This window comes from Nostoc paludosum FACHB-159 (assembly GCF_014698835.1).
In the GTDB taxonomy this organism is placed as follows: Bacteria; Cyanobacteriota; Cyanobacteriia; order Cyanobacteriales; family Nostocaceae; genus Nostoc; species Nostoc paludosum.
Genome location: NZ_JACJTU010000012.1, coordinates 166,781 through 184,753, shown reverse-complemented (window position 1 = coordinate 184,753; position 17,973 = coordinate 166,781). Strand labels below are relative to the sequence as shown.

The 17,973-nt window shown below is 42.1% G+C and carries 13 protein-coding genes; 5 read left to right on the top strand and 8 right to left on the bottom strand.

The genetic code is table 11. The features are described 5' to 3' along the window. Positions 1-64: 64 nt before the first annotated feature. Entirely contained in the window at positions 65-778 is a 714-nt protein-coding gene (locus H6H03_RS14845; RefSeq protein ID WP_190955854.1) for an LmeA family phospholipid-binding protein, read from the top strand. A 160-nt stretch (positions 779-938) separates the two neighbouring features. Here the strand turns inward: H6H03_RS14845 and H6H03_RS14840 are convergent, their stop codons facing one another. The 7 genes from H6H03_RS14840 to H6H03_RS14810 form a co-directional block, all read right to left on the bottom strand. After that, entirely contained in the window at positions 939-1,139 is a 201-nt protein-coding gene (locus tag H6H03_RS14840; RefSeq protein ID WP_190955886.1) for a hypothetical protein, read from the bottom strand. Further along, a complete protein-coding gene (locus tag H6H03_RS14835; RefSeq protein ID WP_190955853.1) occupies positions 1,140-2,324 on the bottom strand; it encodes an NAD(P)H-quinone oxidoreductase subunit H in 1,185 nt (394 codons plus the stop codon). It lies immediately after the preceding gene. Between the two features lie 115 nt (positions 2,325-2,439). Continuing rightward, the gene (locus tag H6H03_RS14830) at positions 2,440-3,336 is read right to left on the bottom strand and encodes a helix-turn-helix transcriptional regulator (RefSeq protein WP_190955852.1); all 897 of its coding nucleotides are present in this window, start codon (positions 3,334-3,336) and stop codon (positions 2,440-2,442) included. Positions 3,337-3,760: 424 nt separating this feature from the next. Next, entirely contained in the window at positions 3,761-4,168 is a 408-nt protein-coding gene (locus H6H03_RS14825; RefSeq protein WP_190955851.1) for a hypothetical protein, read from the bottom strand. A 373-nt stretch (positions 4,169-4,541) separates the two neighbouring features. Further along, positions 4,542-4,970 carry a CAAD domain-containing protein gene (locus H6H03_RS14820; RefSeq protein ID WP_190955850.1) on the bottom strand — a complete coding sequence of 143 codons (429 nt, stop codon included), beginning with the start codon at positions 4,968-4,970 and terminating at the stop codon, positions 4,542-4,544. Positions 4,971-5,486: 516 nt separating this feature from the next. Then, a complete protein-coding gene (locus H6H03_RS14815; RefSeq protein WP_190955849.1) occupies positions 5,487-5,948 on the bottom strand; it encodes a BON domain-containing protein in 462 nt (153 codons plus the stop codon). A gap of 171 nt (positions 5,949-6,119) precedes the next feature. Continuing rightward, entirely contained in the window at positions 6,120-7,760 is a 1,641-nt protein-coding gene (locus H6H03_RS14810; protein WP_190955848.1) for a histidine kinase, read from the bottom strand. Between the two features lie 600 nt (positions 7,761-8,360). Between H6H03_RS14810 and H6H03_RS14805 the strand changes: the two genes are divergently transcribed. Continuing rightward, the gene (locus tag H6H03_RS14805) at positions 8,361-11,480 is read left to right on the top strand and encodes an MFS transporter (protein WP_190955847.1); all 3,120 of its coding nucleotides are present in this window, start codon (positions 8,361-8,363) and stop codon (positions 11,478-11,480) included. Positions 11,481-11,599: 119 nt separating this feature from the next. Here the strand turns inward: H6H03_RS14805 and H6H03_RS14800 are convergent, their stop codons facing one another. Next, entirely contained in the window at positions 11,600-12,226 is a 627-nt protein-coding gene (locus tag H6H03_RS14800; RefSeq protein WP_190955846.1) for a hypothetical protein, read from the bottom strand. Positions 12,227-12,377: 151 nt separating this feature from the next. On the opposite strand from H6H03_RS14800, the gene H6H03_RS14795 reads away from it, so the two are divergent. The 3 genes from H6H03_RS14795 (at position 12,378) to H6H03_RS14785 (ending at position 17,931) form a co-directional block, all read left to right on the top strand. Then, positions 12,378-13,082 carry a response regulator transcription factor gene (locus tag H6H03_RS14795; protein ID WP_190955845.1) on the top strand — a complete coding sequence of 235 codons (705 nt, stop codon included), beginning with the start codon at positions 12,378-12,380 and terminating at the stop codon, positions 13,080-13,082. 141 nt (positions 13,083-13,223) lie between these two features. Beyond that, positions 13,224-14,696: a sensor histidine kinase gene (locus H6H03_RS14790; RefSeq protein WP_190955844.1), complete on the top strand. Its 1,473-nt coding sequence runs from the start codon at positions 13,224-13,226 to the stop codon at positions 14,694-14,696. 598 nt (positions 14,697-15,294) lie between these two features. After that, positions 15,295-17,931, top strand: a complete 2,637-nt coding sequence (locus H6H03_RS14785) for a GAF domain-containing protein (protein WP_190955843.1) — start codon at positions 15,295-15,297, stop codon at positions 17,929-17,931. Positions 17,932-17,973: the final 42 nt, after the last annotated feature.

Sequence of the window (17,973 nt, the reverse complement as noted above, 5' to 3'; positions counted from 1 at the left end):
TACATTTAAGGCTTGTTTAAATTCGTCAGCTGTTGAACAAATACTCATAAACTCCATTGGTTAGATGTCAGAGCAAAATTCTCAAACAACAAATGTAAACAAAATCCGAATAATTACGCAAGTACTCACAACAGCTTTAAAGCTGTGGTTGAGGGCCCAAGTCAGCGAGATATCTGAGTTAGAAGTGGAGATTAAAGCTAGCGATCGCCAAATTCTCTCTGGACGGATTCCTTCGGTATCTATTTTTGCTAGTCATGCTGTTTATCAAGGACTCCTAATTACAAAAATTCAATTAATAGCAGAAAATATTCAGATAAATATCGGTTCAATACTCAAGGGAAAACCCTTGCGACTGTTACAAACAGTACCAGTTGTTGGCGATTTGACCATAGACGAGAAAGATCTTAATGCTTCCCTCTCATCTGGCTTATTATCAACTGGTTTGAGCGAACTACTGGTTAAAGTTTTACCAACATATTGCCCAAAAACACAACCCATTAACTGGCAAGAAATTATTCTTAAGAACAACCAAATTATACTGCTCGGTTCTAAAGTCACCAATAGCCAAACAACGCCTCTGGAAATCTCTCTGGGCTTAGATTTAGTCAATGGTCGCCAGTTGCAACTGACAGATATCCAAATTAAAGATGATCAGACAGATTTATTTCAAGACAATCATGCCTACAGTTTCGATCTTGGTTCAGATGTTGATATCCAACAACTAACCCTGATCCCCGGTAAGTTAGTGTGTCGTGGGCGGATTAACGTTAATCCATAAAAGGGCATTGGGCATGGGGCATTGGGCATTGGGCATTGGGCATTGGGCATTGGGCATTGGGCATTGGGCATGGGGCATGGGAGCAGAAAAGTGGAGTTCAAAAACTCATTAATGGAGTTTAAAGACTCATTCACGAGTATCAAAGACTCGTCGCCGAGTATCAAATAGGACTTACGCAAGAACTTTCTCTTACTCTTATTTCTCCGTGCCCTCTGCGTCCTCTGTGGTTCGTTTTTTGATGATTTTGCGTAAGTCCTGTCAAAGACTCATCCGCTATTCCCAATGCCCAATGCCCAATGCCCCATGCCCCATGCCCAATGCCCCATGCCCCATGCCCCATGCCCAATGCCCAATGCCCCATTCACCTATCTACCGATCCCATGACAACATCAATACTTCCCAGGATGACGAAAACATCGGCTACTTTTTGACCCCGGATTAATTGGGGTAAAACTTGTAAATTATTGAAATCGGCTGGACGAATTTTCCAACGCCAAGGGAAAATGCGATCGTCTCCAATAAGATAGATTCCTAATTCTCCTCTTCCTGACTCAATGCGGACATAGTTTTCGCCCTCAGGAATTTTGAATGTGGGTGCAACTTTTTTGGCAATGAACTGATAATCAAACCCGTTCCACTCAGATTTAGCACCAGCCGAGAGGCGTTTAGCTTCTAAATTTTCGTATGCACCACCAGGTAATCCCTTAAGTGCTTGGTGAATAATTTTGAGCGACTCACGCATTTCTCCAACTCTGACGACGTACCGAGCAAAACAATCTCCGGCTGTATCCCACTGAACTTCCCAGTCAAAATCGTCGTAGCATTCGTAGTGGTCAACTTTTCGTAAATCCCACTTGACGCCAGAAGCGCGTAACATCGGGCCAGAAATTCCCCAATTAATCGCTTCTTCGCGACTTAAAACTCCTATACCCTCAACTCGGCGGCGAAAAATCGGGTTATTGGTAATCAGTTTTTCATACTCATCAATCTTTGGTGCAAAGTAATTACAGAAGTCTTCGCATTTATCCACCCAACCATAAGGTAGGTCAGCAGCAACGCCACCGATGCGAAAATAATTATTGTTAACCATGCGGTAGCCTGTGGCAGCTTCAAACAAGTCGAGAATCATTTCGCGATCGCGCAAAGTGTAAAATATCGGAGTTTGTGCGCCAGTGTCTCCCACGAAAGGCCCCAGCCACAGCAAATGGTTAACAATTCGAGCTAACTCCAGCATGATTACCCGAATATAGCTAGCACGTTTGGGGATGGTGACATTTGCCAGTTTCTCGACAGCATTCACCGTCACAGCTTCATTAAACATGCCGCCATAGTAGTCCCATCGACTCACATAGGGCACGTACATAATATTGGTACGGTTTTCGGCAATTTTTTCCATACCCCGGTGTAGGTAGCCGATGACAGGTTCACAATCAACCACATCTTCACCATCCAAGGTAACAAGAATCCGAAAGCACCCATGCATGGAGGGATGATGCGGGCCAAAGTTGATCGTCATTGGCTCGGTTTTAGTTTCAATTCTCACCATAAATCAAAAGTTTCCCTAATCCTTAATATTTCTAAATAAGATGCTATTTTTGGAAATTTTAGAGAATTCAAGGGCTGGAGTCTTGCAAATTCGTCCGATTTTTTACAGATTCTTCCTATCTTTGTTGAATTGCTTTCGGAGTTGCACCCATTAAACGCTTACAGTGAAAATTTAGATGGCTTTGACTAGCAAAACCAACCGAGTGAGCAATTTCACTGATTGCCATTTCTCTTTTGAGTAATAACTCGTAGGCACGTTGCACCCGACAGTGAATTACATATTTATGAAGAGTCATTCCTGTAGACTGTTTGAAAAGCTGGGAAAAATAATGGGGACTCATTGGTATCAATGCTGCCAATTCTGCTAAACCTAAATTTTGGTCAAGATGTTCGTGAATGTAGTCTATAACTTGCTGTAATTGACGCGCTGGCAAACCATTTTTATATGTTTTTAATATCGGTTTTCGCGTAGCATAGTGTTGCATAAGATGTACTGATAAGGCATTAGCCATCGTCTCTGCATAAAGACGGCTGCCTGAGGGATTACTTTCCAGAATGCCTTTGAGTGCTAGCGCGATTTGATAAACCAGAGGATCGGCTGTGGCAAAGTGGGGTATAAGTTCAATTTGTTCGGTATCTGCTGTTTCGTCAACTGCACGAGCAAAAATATCTGGTTGAATCGCCAGTAGAATAAAGTCGCCTTCAGCATCCCAAGCCGCCTGGTGTCCAACATTAACGGGAGTAATCAGAATATCGCCCCCAAGTACAGCATCACGATGTCTGCGTCCATCCATTTGCCGTTCAGCATGAATCACCCGCGCTCCATGAGTAAAAACGATCAAAGAATGCCACTTGGTAGTGGTAACTTCAGGGAATGCAGCAGGAGGTTGACACATGTATGCAAGTGAAATCCCATGCCAACCTGCTTGAAGACTCGTGAGAATTGGTAAACGTGGAAATAGCGGTAATATATCATCTTCTTTGGTAATCACCAAGGGCTTTTGTTCTGACATGGGTTGCCACAAATTCTTCCAAACCCAATGTATCAAAAGCCAATAAATCCGTAAAAGGAAGGCGAGATTAAATAATTTTATGTGGGGTTGAAGGTTTAAAAGGCAATAGGCAATAGGCAATAAATTTTGTTTATAACTCATTTAGGAGTGCTATGGTGAGTAAATATTTTTGATTTTTGTCTAGCTACTCTATCCATAAAAGTAGAGACGCAGCGATCGCTACGTCTCTACAAACTTGCTTATTAGCCTTTTTACGTGTAATTGCACCCAGGAAAAAGTAAAACAATTTTGAATTTGAGATTTATTTCACCGATAAATTCGTTTTTTTCAGACATTTTGGGTTTGGAATCTGCAATCCAAAATCCAAAACTTGTACTGAGCCTGTTGAAGTATCCAAAATCTAAAATTCAATTATGGTTTTTAATTAAACAATTCCTGAGCCTTTACCGCGTTTGTCACCCTTTTCTGTTAACTTACCTTCTTCGTCCTCGTTAATATCTTCAAGTTCTTCAACACGTTGTGCAGTATCTTCTGCCGCTTGTTGCCGTGCATCACCAGGCTGTTCGTAGTACATTTCTGGTTCAACTGCATAGTTGTTCAACAAACCTTCTTTGTCTACGGTGTAACCGTCAGTGGTACGTATGCTTTGGGAATTGGTTTGGTCGTCGGTAGCTGAACTTGCTTCTCTTTCTTCTGTGGGAAGTGTTTTGAATTTATCTCCTTCTCTTTCTCTGCGAGCAGCTGTTTCAGCGGGGATAATTCCGCGATCGTATGTATCTACTTCTGCACGTTCAGATGAATCTATACCTTTTTTAACTGATTCATTAGTCATAAATTATGTCCTCGTTAAAGAATCTATTGAATAACTTCGAGAACTAGATTAGGCTGTTTTCCATTTACAATCTACTATCTTGAGAAGTGAGTTAAGCTTCTAAATACATCATCTTCTCTATCTTGAGATGTATCCAAAAGATTCACGTAAAACAGTGCTGAGTCACCGAAGGGGGGACTAAGGGGGGTAGCAACGCAATTAAAATCACAACCAACCACTTTTCAAACAACTTCTAAGATTTACTTTATAAACGATCTCTGATTTATAGCAATTCCTAATCACATGAGGTACATAAATTTGTAGGGGTGCATAGCTATGCACCCCTACGTTGTACCTTATCAAAGCGAGAATTGCTATCAAATCATTTCCAAACTTATTCGCCCACAAATTCGTTTTTTAGCAATTGAATTTGCTGGGCTAATTCTTGGCGATTTGAAGCTTTAATTAAATAGCGGAAAGTAAACCAAGTGGCATAACTAATTCCGACTAATTCAAAAAATGGTGACAGTAATGGAATATCATTAATTGCATCCAGAACTGCTAATGCTACCTTGGCTGTGACAAGCGCGGCAAAAATTAAACTCAGAGTTATGAGAGCCTGGCTGTAGTCCTTAAAAAAGCTACTTAAGTATTGTGGCAGTTGTCCGAAAAATTCAAAAACTTGTCTACTAATTCGTTGCCATTCAGGTTCCGATGCTGGTGGTAGCTTTGGCAAATTTGTAGTATTTGTCCCTTCAAGTGCTAGGGTAGCTTTTAATGAAGAGGGATTAATGGATTCGAGTGGCTGCTGTCGGGTTTCCATAGTTTTGGTTTTCAGCAATTACAGGAGTTTTTATAACTGACTGAGCGTCAATAAATATAATAATTAAAGTTGTCAGTTGTCAATTATTTACCCTCATTACACTAAGTATACCACTCTTAGCGTGTTTACGAATTGCCTTATTTAGGTAGATAATTAGGCTCTGAATAAGTTTTATCTTGGCTGAAGGTGCAAAAATTTTCCCAAATCAACTCGTATTGCTGTATATGTATAATATGGCGATCGCTTGAATTTTTAAAGTTATTTATGCGGGCGGTGAGTGGGTAGAGGCACCATTAATCGCGTTTGTACTCAAGAATACAAAATCAGCTTTTTCAAGTTGAGAGCGAGTTTTTCATGTAGCCAAATGGAGTCTTGTAGCTGAGAACTAAGGCTGAGTAGGAGCATTTACAGCAGAGTTGCCACCAGACCTAGTTTAGATTGTCGAATTCACTAGTTTTTTGAAGTCTGCTGTAAGTTTATTTATGGCTACCTACTCATTTAAATAGTTGTTAGCTGTTAGCTTTTTGGTGGGGCAACAGTAGCTTTGACAACTACTGCTTTCACACCTTTAATCTCTTTGGATAAACGTTCGATCTTAGCAATTTGATCTTGATTGGGTACGGTTCCTCCGACAGTGACAGTCCCATCTTCTGCTGCACTAACCGTTAATTGACCACCAGGTATATTAGCCTCCAATTTGGAGCGAACTTCACTTGCTAAGTCACCTGCGGCTCTATTTGCATCACCGCCAGTGGCATTATTGCGTTGTTCGCGAGCGCGAATATCCTCATTTAATTGTCTTTTACGGAGTTCACTTTGTGCATCTTTTTGAGAAGCTTCTGTTGTTCGAGCAGTTGGTGCTTGTGCAGCTTCGTTAGGATTAGCAGGTGCAGATTCACTTGTTTTAGAAACGTTATCGCAAGCAGCAACACCAAAAACTAAAAGACAACTAATTACTAGGGGAGTTAGCTTTTGCATATGTTTAATTTGAGTTCAGATGAAATTTGTTGAGATTTACGGCAGAGGTGAGGAGCAAGGAATCTGAATTCAGAATTCAGGAGTCAGAACTCAGGAGTAGAAACTTGATTAATCCCGTCGGTATCAGGATTTAGAATTGAAAACTCTGAATTCTGAATTCACCAATTCTAATTAGATTGTGTCTTCACGGCGATCGACGATAACTACAGCGGGATCGTCTCTATGAACTTCCGTTGAGTAGTTGGTACGATCGCGATCTAAAACTCCTGTGGTGTGATGAGTTCCTCTATCGAAACCTGAGCGAGATTCGCCTAAATCGGTGGCGTCATATATGCCGAATTCTTGCATACCTCGACGGTTGAGAATGGGTTCGGCTTTGTAGATTTCAGCTTCTGTACCATCGATAATTACTAAGTAATCACCTCTTTGGAAGCGATCGTTATAAACTCTAGCTCTGTCTTCGGGAATTCCTAAACCAACGAGTGCGCCAACAATACCGCCAGCTGCTGCACCAATAGCACCACCAGCCAGTGTTGTTGCTATGGCGGTAGCTGCTGCGCCACCTGCGAGTACTGGGCCGACTCCGGGAATTGCTAAAGTTCCAAGACCAACTAATAAGCCTGTCAAGCCGCCTAAAACGCCGCCTGTAGCTGCACCAGCTTTTGCACCTTCGTCTGCTTTATTACCTGCACCGATGTTTCTATTCTCTACACCGGCGATACCATGACCGTCAGCATCTTTGGCAATGATTGAAACCCTACTCATCGGGAAACCAGCATCTCGCAATTCTGTAAGTGCTGTTTCTGCATCTCGACGATGAGAAAATACACCGATTGCGCGTTTGGCTGCTTGCACGGATGTAGTTCCAGCTTGCACGGGTGTAGTTCCAGGAGCATACCCGGTTGAATCGAAAATTTGCCACTGCTGAATTCCGTGTTGGCTAATAATAGCCGCTGCACGTTGAATTTCAGCTTCTGTACCATTCACAACGATGATGTAATCGCCTTGATTGATGCGCTCGCTATAGAAATGAGTGCGGTTATCTGGTAGTCTCCAGCGGTTAGAGTCCCAGCGATCGCTTAGATGAATACCTGGAAAAGATTCCCGTCGGGAAGTGTCTCTGTGTATTAAAGAAATTTGGCTCAAGGGGAAACCTGCTTTTCGCAAATCGCTAATTGCAGCTTCCGCATCTGGACGATGAGAAAAGTATCCTACTGCATATTTGCCGCTAACATCGTGATCAGCAACACCTGTAGTCGTATGTGTGCTATCTGGATGGTCGTAAATACCAAACTCTTCGATACCACGCTGACGTAATATTGTTTCTGCTCTGGCAATTTCAGCATCAGTACCATCGATGATGACTAGATACTGTCCTTGTTTGACGCGTTCGTCGTAGACTCTGGCTCGTTCTTCGGGAATTCCTAAACCAATTAATGCACCAAGCAAACTACCAGCTACTGCACCGATACCTGCTCCAGCAAGAGTAGTGGCTAAAGTGGTTGCTGCGGCTCCAGCCAGCATAATTGGCCCGATTCCAGGAATTGCTAAGGTACCAAGACCTACTAATAAGCCTGTTAATCCACCTAAAGCACCACCGGAAACTGCTCCCACCGCAGCGCCTTCATCGGATTTATCACCAACGCGATCGCGTACTTCTGCGCCAGCAATGTCATCACGCTCTCCATCCCGCGTAATAACAGATACTCTATTCATATCAAAGCCGGCATTTTTCAATTCATGAAGCGCATGTTCAATATCTCTACGAGTAGAAAATACGCCTACAGCACGTTTATGTACACCTACAACCATTATTTTTTCTCCACAAACACTAAAATCAATTATTCAAAAATCTATTAGCTCGGTAATAGCTCGTAATAATTCCTATTAATACATGTTTATATTTATTTTTCCTCAATCCCTTGGAAGAAATTTTTTCTCTATCAACAGACATAGGCGTTTTTATCTAAAGTTCAGTAAAAAAATATCGATAGAAAAATCAATATAAAATATGATTTTGTTGCTAAATTTTTAGCGCTAATTAATTTTTTATTTTTACAGAAAATATTTAATTATTTAAACATTTATTTTGGAGATAAATCACTTATAGGCTTATATTCATGTAAATCAGTATTGCAAGCAATTGAAATCATCCAAATAAGTAATTATTTTTTAACCAAATTACTGTCGCCTAAAAAAAATAAATAATTATGTTTAGGAATTTCAAAATTGCAAACCCATCAACTTTTTATTAACTTTTGTAATTTTTATTTACTTTAAAAAAGTACGACTTTTGACAAAAGCCTTTATTACCTGGGAAAGTGTAAACCCAGTCAACTTAATATCTACATTGAGAGATAGACCATTTTCTCAAAAAATGGCTAATTTAATTGAATGCAGTGAAAAAATGCTATGTTTCAAAGTTTTTTAACCTTATTAGGATGGGATTCACTATCTTTTGGATTACCACCTACGATTTTCGCTCAACAACTGCTAACTCCAGAAGAAGCATCAGTTCTTTTTGCTGGGCCTAAATTCTTAGTAGCATTGCTGGCTGGGGTTTCAATGGCTTTAGCTTTCCAATTGTTATTTACAAACCTTTCAGTTGCTGTAGGAATTTCAAATTGGGAAATTGACTCAGATGATGATGATGAGTCAGTAAAGCTGGGTAGCAAAATTCGTAAGGTTCAGGGTAAAGTCGGTTCTTGGGCATTAGTAACGGCTAGTATTGCATTATTTATTGCTTCTTTTCTAGCGGTAAAACTGAGCTTAGTCGAAAATGCATTTCTAGGATCGGTTATCGGTGTAGTCATCTGGTCTATTTATTTTTCCCTGATAATTTGGTTTGGTTCATCCGCAGTAGGTTCTTTAATTGGTTCTATTGCAAGTACTGTGAGTTCTGGTTTTCAAGCGTTGTTCGGTACAGCAACTACCGGTATTAGCGCTAATTCTGCTAAGCAACAATTGATTTCCACAGCAGAAGAAGTTACAGCCGCAGTCCGGCGAGAATTAACATCAGGCTTTGACCCTGAAAATATTAGAAACACCTTGCAAAGTTCTTTGACTTCTGTACAATTGCCAAAATTAGATATCAAAGAAATTCGTTCTCAATTTGACAAGCTGATTCAAGATACAGATTTCCAATCTGTTGTTAATAGCGATTTGTTGCAAAATGTGAATCGGCAAACGTTTGTTGATTTAATTAGCGATCGCACCGATTTATCTAAAGAAGATATCAATCGTATTACTGACCAATTAGAAGGTGCTTGGCAACAAGCTTTGAATCGCAAAAATCCCACACAGCAAGTAATTAAGTTACTGAAATCTGCGACTCCTGAAGAACTCAATTCCGAGAATTTAGGTGAAAGACTTCAGGAGTTGGTTACAGTTGGAGGTGGTAATGGAAAACAAAGTAATGGTGTAATGAAGCAAGCTGTTCAATATGGCTTGAGCGCCGCAGTACCAGCCGTATTGGATAGAATGAACCTTTCTCATATCGATGTTAACAAAATTACAAATCAGTTGCAAAAACTGAAAGAGAAAGTTCAAGATGTTGATGTCGAGCAAATTACACGACAGTTACAAAACTTTAGAGAAGAAGCAACAGCAAGATTACCCATATCGCTGGAAAATACAATTAAAACAGATGTAGAAGACTACATATTGAATTCATTTCCTTGGCACTTTAACCGTATTACCCTCAGAGAAGAATTCAAAGAAGTCATCTATGATGTGAATGCAGACCCGACAACTGTAAGGCGAGAGTTAGAGGAAATCAATCAAGAATATTTCGTCAACTTGCTGAAGCAGCGGGGTGATATCAGCGAAGCGAGGGTAACAGAAATTTCCGAACAAATGGAAAGCGATCGCCAGGACATTTTAGAAACTGTTAAACAAGCCCAAGTGCGAGAAAAAGGTCAAGACTTCCGCAGCCGCATCGAAAATTATCTACGTTCAACTAGCAAAGAAGAACTTAATCCGGAAGCTATTGAACAGGATTTTATGAGGTTAGTAGAAGATCCAGAAGCTGGTTTTGAAGAATTAAGCGATCGCTTCAGTCAATTTGACCGCGATACTTTTGTACAATTGCTCCAACAACGTCAAGATATTAGTGAAGAAGAAGCTAATAATATTGTTAGTCAACTCGAAAGCAACCGCGATAATATCTTGAATCGTGCCAGAGAATTGCAAGCACAAGCAAAAGTAAAAGCCGATGAATTGCGGCAAAGAGTTGAAGATTATTTACGGAATACTAACAAAGAAGAACTCAACCCCGAAACTATCAAACGCGATTTTAGAGTTTTACTAGAAGATCCGCAAGCCGGAATTAGGCTTTTGCGATCGCGTTTATCGCAATTTGACCGCGATACACTGGTGAAACTGCTCACTCAGCGGGGAGACTTGAGCGAAGAACAGATTAACCAAGTCCTAGATCGGTTAGAAGCTGTCCGAGATAGTATTTTGCAAGTACCCCAACAAGCAACAGAACAGTACGAAAAAACTACAAAAGCCATTGCAGAATATCTCCGCAATACTAATTTGGAAGAACTCGATCCAGAAGGTATTAGGCGGGATTTGGAAAAATTACTAGATGACCCGAAAGCAGGTGCATTAGCATTGCGCGATCGCCTTTCTCATGTTGACCGAGAAACCTTGGTGAAACTGGTAAGTCAGCGGGGAGATTTGAGCGAAGAACAAGTGAATCAAATTATCGATCGCCTAGAAGATGCAATTCGCGATCTTGTCAGAGCGCCGCGACGTTTAGCAAAGCGTACCACTCAACAAATTTTAGATTTTGAAGGAAATCTCGAAGATTACCTGCGTAATACTAACAAAGAAGAACTTAACCCCGAAGGAATCAAACGCGATTTGCAATTGTTGTTGTCTTCTCCCCGCGCTGGAATTGGCAATTTAAGCGATCGCGCTGCTAAATTTGACCGTTCGACAATTGTGGCGTTGCTATCCCAACGCGAGGATATTTCAGAAGAAGAAGCTAACCGAATTGTGGATCAAATCGAGTCTGTTCGCAGTTCCATTGTCGAACAATTCCAACATATTCAACAAAGAGTGCAATCAGTTTTAGATGGGATTTTCAAAAGAATTCGCAACTATCTTAACTCTTTGGATCGTCCAGAACTCAACTATGAAGGAATTAAGCAAGACTTTACCAAAGTCTTTGACGATCCGCAAGCTGGATTTGAAGCCTTGCGCGATCGCCTCAGCCAATTCGATCGCAACACCTTAGTTGCTGTCTTGAGTTCTCGTGAGGATATTTCTCAAGCAGACGCCAACCGCATCATCGACCAAATAGAAGCCGCACGGGATGGTGTACTACAACGAGCCGAACGCATTCAGCTAGAAACACAAAAACGCCTCAAAGCAATTCAACAACAAGCTAAAAAGCAAGCCGAAGAAACCAAAAAAACCGTTGCCAATGCAGCTTGGTGGATATTTGGCACAGCATTGACTTCTCTAGCGGCTAGTGCTGTTGCAGGTGCGATCGCAGTTACGGGGTTATCTTTACCTTGGTAAGCTGGTTACCACGGAAGTCTCCAGAAATTAATTTTGCATTACCGTAAACCCTTGTAGAGACGTAGCAATGCTACGTCTCTACATTCGTTTTCAACTGTTTGAACAGGTTGATTATTAAACTAGTTGTCGGCTGGAGGAGGTGCTTGGCGATCGCCTTGAGGACGAGGCGGAATACCCAAAGCGTCTATCAATCGTTGTTCTGTGACACCCAGCTTTGCCGCAGCCGCTTTCAAATCAGGACGAGGCGGACGTTGATTGCGATCGCCTGGAGTGGGAGGATTAGCGGGGACTCCCAGGGCATCCTTTAATTGTTGTTCTGTGACACCCAGCTTTGTCGCAGCCGCTTTAAAATCAGGACGAGGTGGACGTTGGCCATCGCCAGGAGGATTAGCGGGGACTCCCAGGGCATCCTTTAATTGTTGTTCTGTGACTCCCAACTTTGTCGCAGCCGCTTTCAAATCGGGACGAGGTGGACGTTGATTGCGATCGCCTGGAGTCGGAGGATTAGCAGGAACTCCCAGTGCATCCTTTAATTGTTGTTCTGTGACTCCCAGCTTTGCCGCAGCCGCTTTCAAATCGGGACGAGGCGGACGCTGCCTTTCTGACCGTGGTTGGTTGGGAGTATCTGTTGCTTGTGCAATTTGTTGGAATTTATTAGCGGCATTTGCCTGAGTGAGTGACATAAAACCAAATGTACCCAACCAAACAGGAATCGCAGTTAGCACTAAAACTTGACGAATATTCATTATCATTAACCTCGAAATTGTTGCTTACATTTTTGATTAAGCCGCCTCAAAATTACAACTGGCTTCGTTTCTGAATTACATTTTTGTAATTTCAACTCAAAGGTAATGAATTTACAATGGAAGAATAATTGTCAAGTAATCAATATTATTTGTGAACATTCTGTTTGTCGAAGATGAAGCCAAAATTGCTAACTTCGTCCGGGCTGGATTGAAGGAGCAAGGATTTGTCGTAGACTACTGCGACAATGGTGATGAAGGATATCTGCGGGCATTAGATAACGAATATGATGCGATCGTACTTGATATTATGGTGCCGGGTAAGGATGGGCTATCGATTCTCAAGCAACTAAGGCGCTCAGGGCGAAATACTCCAGTAATTTTATTAACGGCTCGTAATGAACTCGACGATCGCCTTTCCGGTTTAAATTTGGGAGCCGATGATTACATAGCCAAACCATTTTTTGTGGAAGAATTAGCGGCTCGAATTCATGCAGTTGTGCGCCGGAGTGTGGGCGATGTCTACGACGGGCTACGCCTACGCCAAAATTTGCTTGTGGTTGGGTCGCTCAAGCTCGATCGCATCACGCGGGAAGTCACCTATAATCAACGGGCGATCGAACTTACTAGCCGCGAGTTTAATCTGCTGGAATATCTCATGCGCTCTCCCGGACGAGTTTTCACCCGCACTCAAATTCTAGAACACGTTTGGGGTTACGACTTTAACCCCAACACCAACGTCGTCGATGTGTGTATCCAACGAATTCGCAAAAAAATTGACCCCATTGAAGAAGCAGGCTTGATTGAAAGCATTCGCGGGGTTGGATATCGGTTTCGCAAACCAGATGAGAAACTATGATATCGTCTCCGGCTGAAGACTTATTATTAGGGCTAATGCAAAGATATTTGAATCATAATTCAGGAGGCTCAGTTGGCTTGATACTAATCATCACTTCTGCCTTCTGCCTTCTGCCTTTCTTCGTAACTACCTGAACTTGATATGAAGCGCCCATCGTTTCGATTGCGGATTGCCCTGTTGTCTGCGGGTTTAGCTGGAAGTGCATTAGTTGGGTTTGGTGCAGTTTCTTGGTTTCAGATTTATGAGGCTAAAATCAGTCGCCTTGACGCAGAACAGTTAAATCAATTAATGCGGGCAAACCGTCCACCCGAACCTCTACCCGAACCAGAGCGATGGCAGCGTTATGAAGACTTATTAACCCATACCTTAGGAACAAATACAAAAACTCCAGTTGCACTGTTAGTGCTGGACACAAACAGCAAAACAGTTTATCAATCCGACGCAGTACAAGGCGACCTCGATTTGAATCGTCTATTGCTTCGGCAGATTGACTTGGCACCTTTGCCACCGCCCTTGAATAGAGAACGACCCCCGATACCTAAGAATATAAATCCACCTTTTCCTCGCCCACCTCAATTTATCTCTCAGCAGACAGCGACAGGAAGTTGGCGGATTGGGGCTGCTAGATTCCCCAATGCTCACATTGCCATTGCCGTCAGCCTCCAAACCGTCAATCAAGAGATGGCTATTATTCGCAATATTTTTCTTGTATCAATTCCGGGAGCGCTTTTGCTGGTTGCCGTCGGGGCATGGGTGGTTGCTGGTAGTGCTTTGCGCCCCATCCATCAATTAACAGGCGTCATTCAACAGGTAACCGTCAAAGGCCTAGATCGGCGGATTCCCATTGGCACAACGGATGTTGAATTTGTGGAACTGATTGGCGTGTTTAACCAAATGCTAGAACGCTTAGAACGCAGTTTTACACAAGCTTCTCGCTTCAGTGCTGATGCTGCTCACGAACTGAAAACCCCACTCACCATTCTCCAAGGCGAATTAGAACGAACACTGCAACAGGTTGAACCTGGATCGGAAGTGCAACAGCGCCTAAGCAACCTTTTGGATGAAGTGCGCCGATTAAGCGGCATTATGCGGAAACTTTTGCTGTTGTCTTTAGCAGATGCAGGACAAATGAGCTTGTATTTGGTTGAAGTGGATATGTCTGAGTTGCTCGTGGAAATGTTAGAGGATGTAGAACTCCTAGCTCCTCATTTGAAAGTGCAAAGCGATATTCCTGATGGTCTAAAGGTACAAGGCGATCGCGATCTCCTAATTCAAGTTCTACAAAATCTGTTGAGTAATGCCATCAAATATAATCTCCCCAACGGTTGGATAAAAATTCACGCTCATCAAAATCAAAAAACGCTCCAAGTTACGATCGCCAACGCATCAAAAGATATTCCAGAGGGCGATCGCTCCCGCCTTTTTGACCGATTTTATCGTGGCGATCGTGCCCGCACCCGCAAAGTCGAAGGAATTGGACTCGGACTGAGCCTAGCCCGTGAAATTGTCCGCGCACATCGAGGCGATCTCATCCTTGATTCAGCAACATCTGTTGGTCAAACAGCATTTACCCTTAGTTTGCCGCAGAGTAACAAATTCGTGTCATCAAGCTGAAGTCAGTTGTCCCTTTGCAGCCAGAGCGAGGTTCGTCGAATTCACGTAAATTTTAGAAAATACAGAGTATATAAGTAGAACAGCGTAAAAAAACCAAAATATGTAACTAAAAGTAAAGTTGCCCAAAAAACTCTTCCCTTCTGCCTTCTGCCTTCTGCCTCCTGCCTTGTCATAACGACAATTTTCAACACCGACCTACTTAGTCTTTACAAAAGAATGCCACTTTTTTATGAAATTACATCAGCAATAAAAATCTCACAATAATTCTAGTATTTATAGTCAAAACAGAGTAAAAAGCTGTGTCTAAGCCAGATGAATGACCTTATCTCATTGGCTGGCTCAACATACATATATTGTCTGGAAGTTGTTACAAATTAATATTTATGCTGGAATAAAGGAAATACATATTGTGGCAGTTGCCACCTAAATTAGGATATAAATTAATCACAACTAAGGTAAAATTTAAATCCTCTTGTTTCAGGGAATAAATAACATTTATTCCTACCAAATATGGGTTATAGGCAATAGTTCATAAGTATAATCCTCAGCAGTCACTAGATATTGATAACCTCATAAATTAGAGCAGGCATATTTATAGATGAACAACGATGAGTTGAATTCAGTGTGCCACTTGACAGATAGTAAGCAGGCAAAAGAGGTACTGCAACAGCAAATTCAATGGCAACGATTGGTGATGGCAATTGCCCAGCGCATCCGCCAGAGTTTGAATTTGGATAAGGTTCTGAATACCACCGTTACTGAAGTACGTCAGTTTCTGCAAGTTGATCGAGTGTTCATGTATCAGTTTGAACCAGACTACAGCGGCGTAGTGGTGGTAGAGTCTGTCGATCAAAATTGGATGTCTGCTCTGAATACCCAAGTCCAAGACACTTATTTTATGGAAACTCGCGGCGAGGAGTACAGACAGGGGCGCATCCAAGCTGTCGCAGATATTTATACAGATGGTCTGACTGAATGCCATAAGAATTTACTTACTCAGTTTCAAGTGAGGGCAAACTTGGCAGTCCCCATCCTCCAAGGAAAAAAATTGTGGGGATTATTAGTTGCCAACCAGTGTACGGCGCCCCGACATTGGCAGACGTGGGAAATCGATTTACTCAAACAATTGGCAACACAGGTGGGCATTGCTATCCAGCAATCTCAACTTTATGAGCAGGTACAAACTGAACTCGCTGAACGCAAGCGGGTGGAATCTGGTTTAAGAGCGCGTGTGCGTCAGCAGGCAGCTGTGGCTGAACTGGGTCAGTTAGCTCTGGCTAATTTAGATATTGACGCATTAATGGATAAAGCCGTTGTCTTGGTTACTCAAAGCCTTGAGGTAGAGTACAGTAAGGTTTTGGAACTGCTTGGGGATAGGAACACCTTGCTGTTACGTTCAGGAGTCGGTTGGGACTCAGGGCTGGTGGGAAATTTAAAATTAGCATTAAGTTCAGAGAATGAAACTCAGGCGTCCTACACACTAGTTTGCAGTGAGCCAGTAATTGTTTATGACCTCCGGAAAGAAACACGGTTTCAAGGGCCACGATTATTGATTGACCACTCTGTGGTCAGTGGCATTAGTGTCATTATTCAGGGTCAAAAACAAACTTTTGGTGTCTTAGGTGCACACACAACTAGACTCCGGGAGTTTACCCAAAATGATATTCATTTTTTGCAGGCGATCGCTAATGTATTGGCTACCACAATTGAGCGCAAGTGGGCCGAACAGAAAATCCGCGAACAAGCAGCTCTGCTCGATATCACTTCTGATGCAATCATTGTGCGAAATTTTCAAAACCAAGTATTATTCTGGAATCAAGGTGCAGAACGGATGTACGCTTGGGAGGCTCACGAGGCTTTAGGAAAGAACCTAGAAGAGATTTTGTGCAAAGAAACTTCACCGCAAATGCAAGCAGCTTTAAAAAGCGTTACTGACGGTGGTTCCTGGCAAGGTGAGTTACATAAAGTCACCAAGGACGGAAAAGAAATTATTGTGGAAAGTCGATGGACACTGATGCGCGATGAAGCAGAGAAACCTAAATCCATCCTCTCCGTTGATACCGACATCACAGAGAAAAAACAACTCTTTGCCCAATTTCTCCGTGCCCAGCGCCTAGAGAGCTTGGGCACGTTGGCAAGTGGTATTGCCCACGACCTCAACAATATCCTGACGCCCATTATGTCCTCAACGGAAATGTTGGCGCTCAAACTTCCCAATCTGGATGTACGCAATCAGCAACTGCTGAAGCTTCTCGAACATAATTCTAAACGTGCGGCGGATTTGGTCAAGCAAATTCTGACTTTTTCCCGTAGATCTGAAGGCAAAGGTGTTTGTTTACAAATAGAACACCTACTGTTAGAAATTGAGCAAATTGTCCAAAGCACATTTCCCAAAGCGATCGCAGTTATCAATAATCGACCTACATATAAACTCTGGAATATCTTGGCAGATCCGACTCAAATTCATCAGGTGTTAATGAATTTATGCGTCAACGCTCGTGATGCCATGCCCAAGGGCGGCACATTATCTATTTCTGCGGATAATTTATTCGTTGATGAAAGCTTTGCCAAAATAAATCTAAATGCTCAGGTTGGCCCCTATGTAGTTATAACTATTTCAGATACAGGATTTGGGATTTCTCCACTAATTTTAGAGCGAATTTTTGAACCCTTTTTCACAACTAAAGAACCAGGCAAAGGTACAGGGTTAGGTTTGTCAACTGTAATTGGCATTGTCAAAAACCACAATGGTTTTGTGAAAGTCTCTAGTGAGATAGGTAAAGGTTCCCAGTTTCAGGTGTACTTACCAGCTATTAACCAAACTACAAATCAGCAAGCAGAGAGTTTGGAATTGCCTAACGGCAATGGAGAATTGATTTTAATTGTAGATGATGAAGCCGCTATTTTGGAGATTAGTAAAACTTTACTAGAAGACCACAACTACAAAACCCTGACAGCTATTAACGGCATTGAAGCAATTTCATTGTATGCCCAGCATAAAAATAAAATCAGTATGGTGTTGATGGATATGATGATGCCGTCAATGGATGGGTTAACTGCAATTAATATCATGCAGCAAATGAACCCGCAAGTTAAGATTATGGGCATCAGTGGTATGGTAACGGACAACCAGATGGTCGAGGCTGCGAATGCTGGTGTCAATATATTTTTGACGAAGCCTTACACTTTCCATAAATTATTACATGCTATTAACGAGTTCTTGAGGCAACCATAATCTTGGTTAAAACGCAATAGGCAATAGGCAATAGGCAAATCC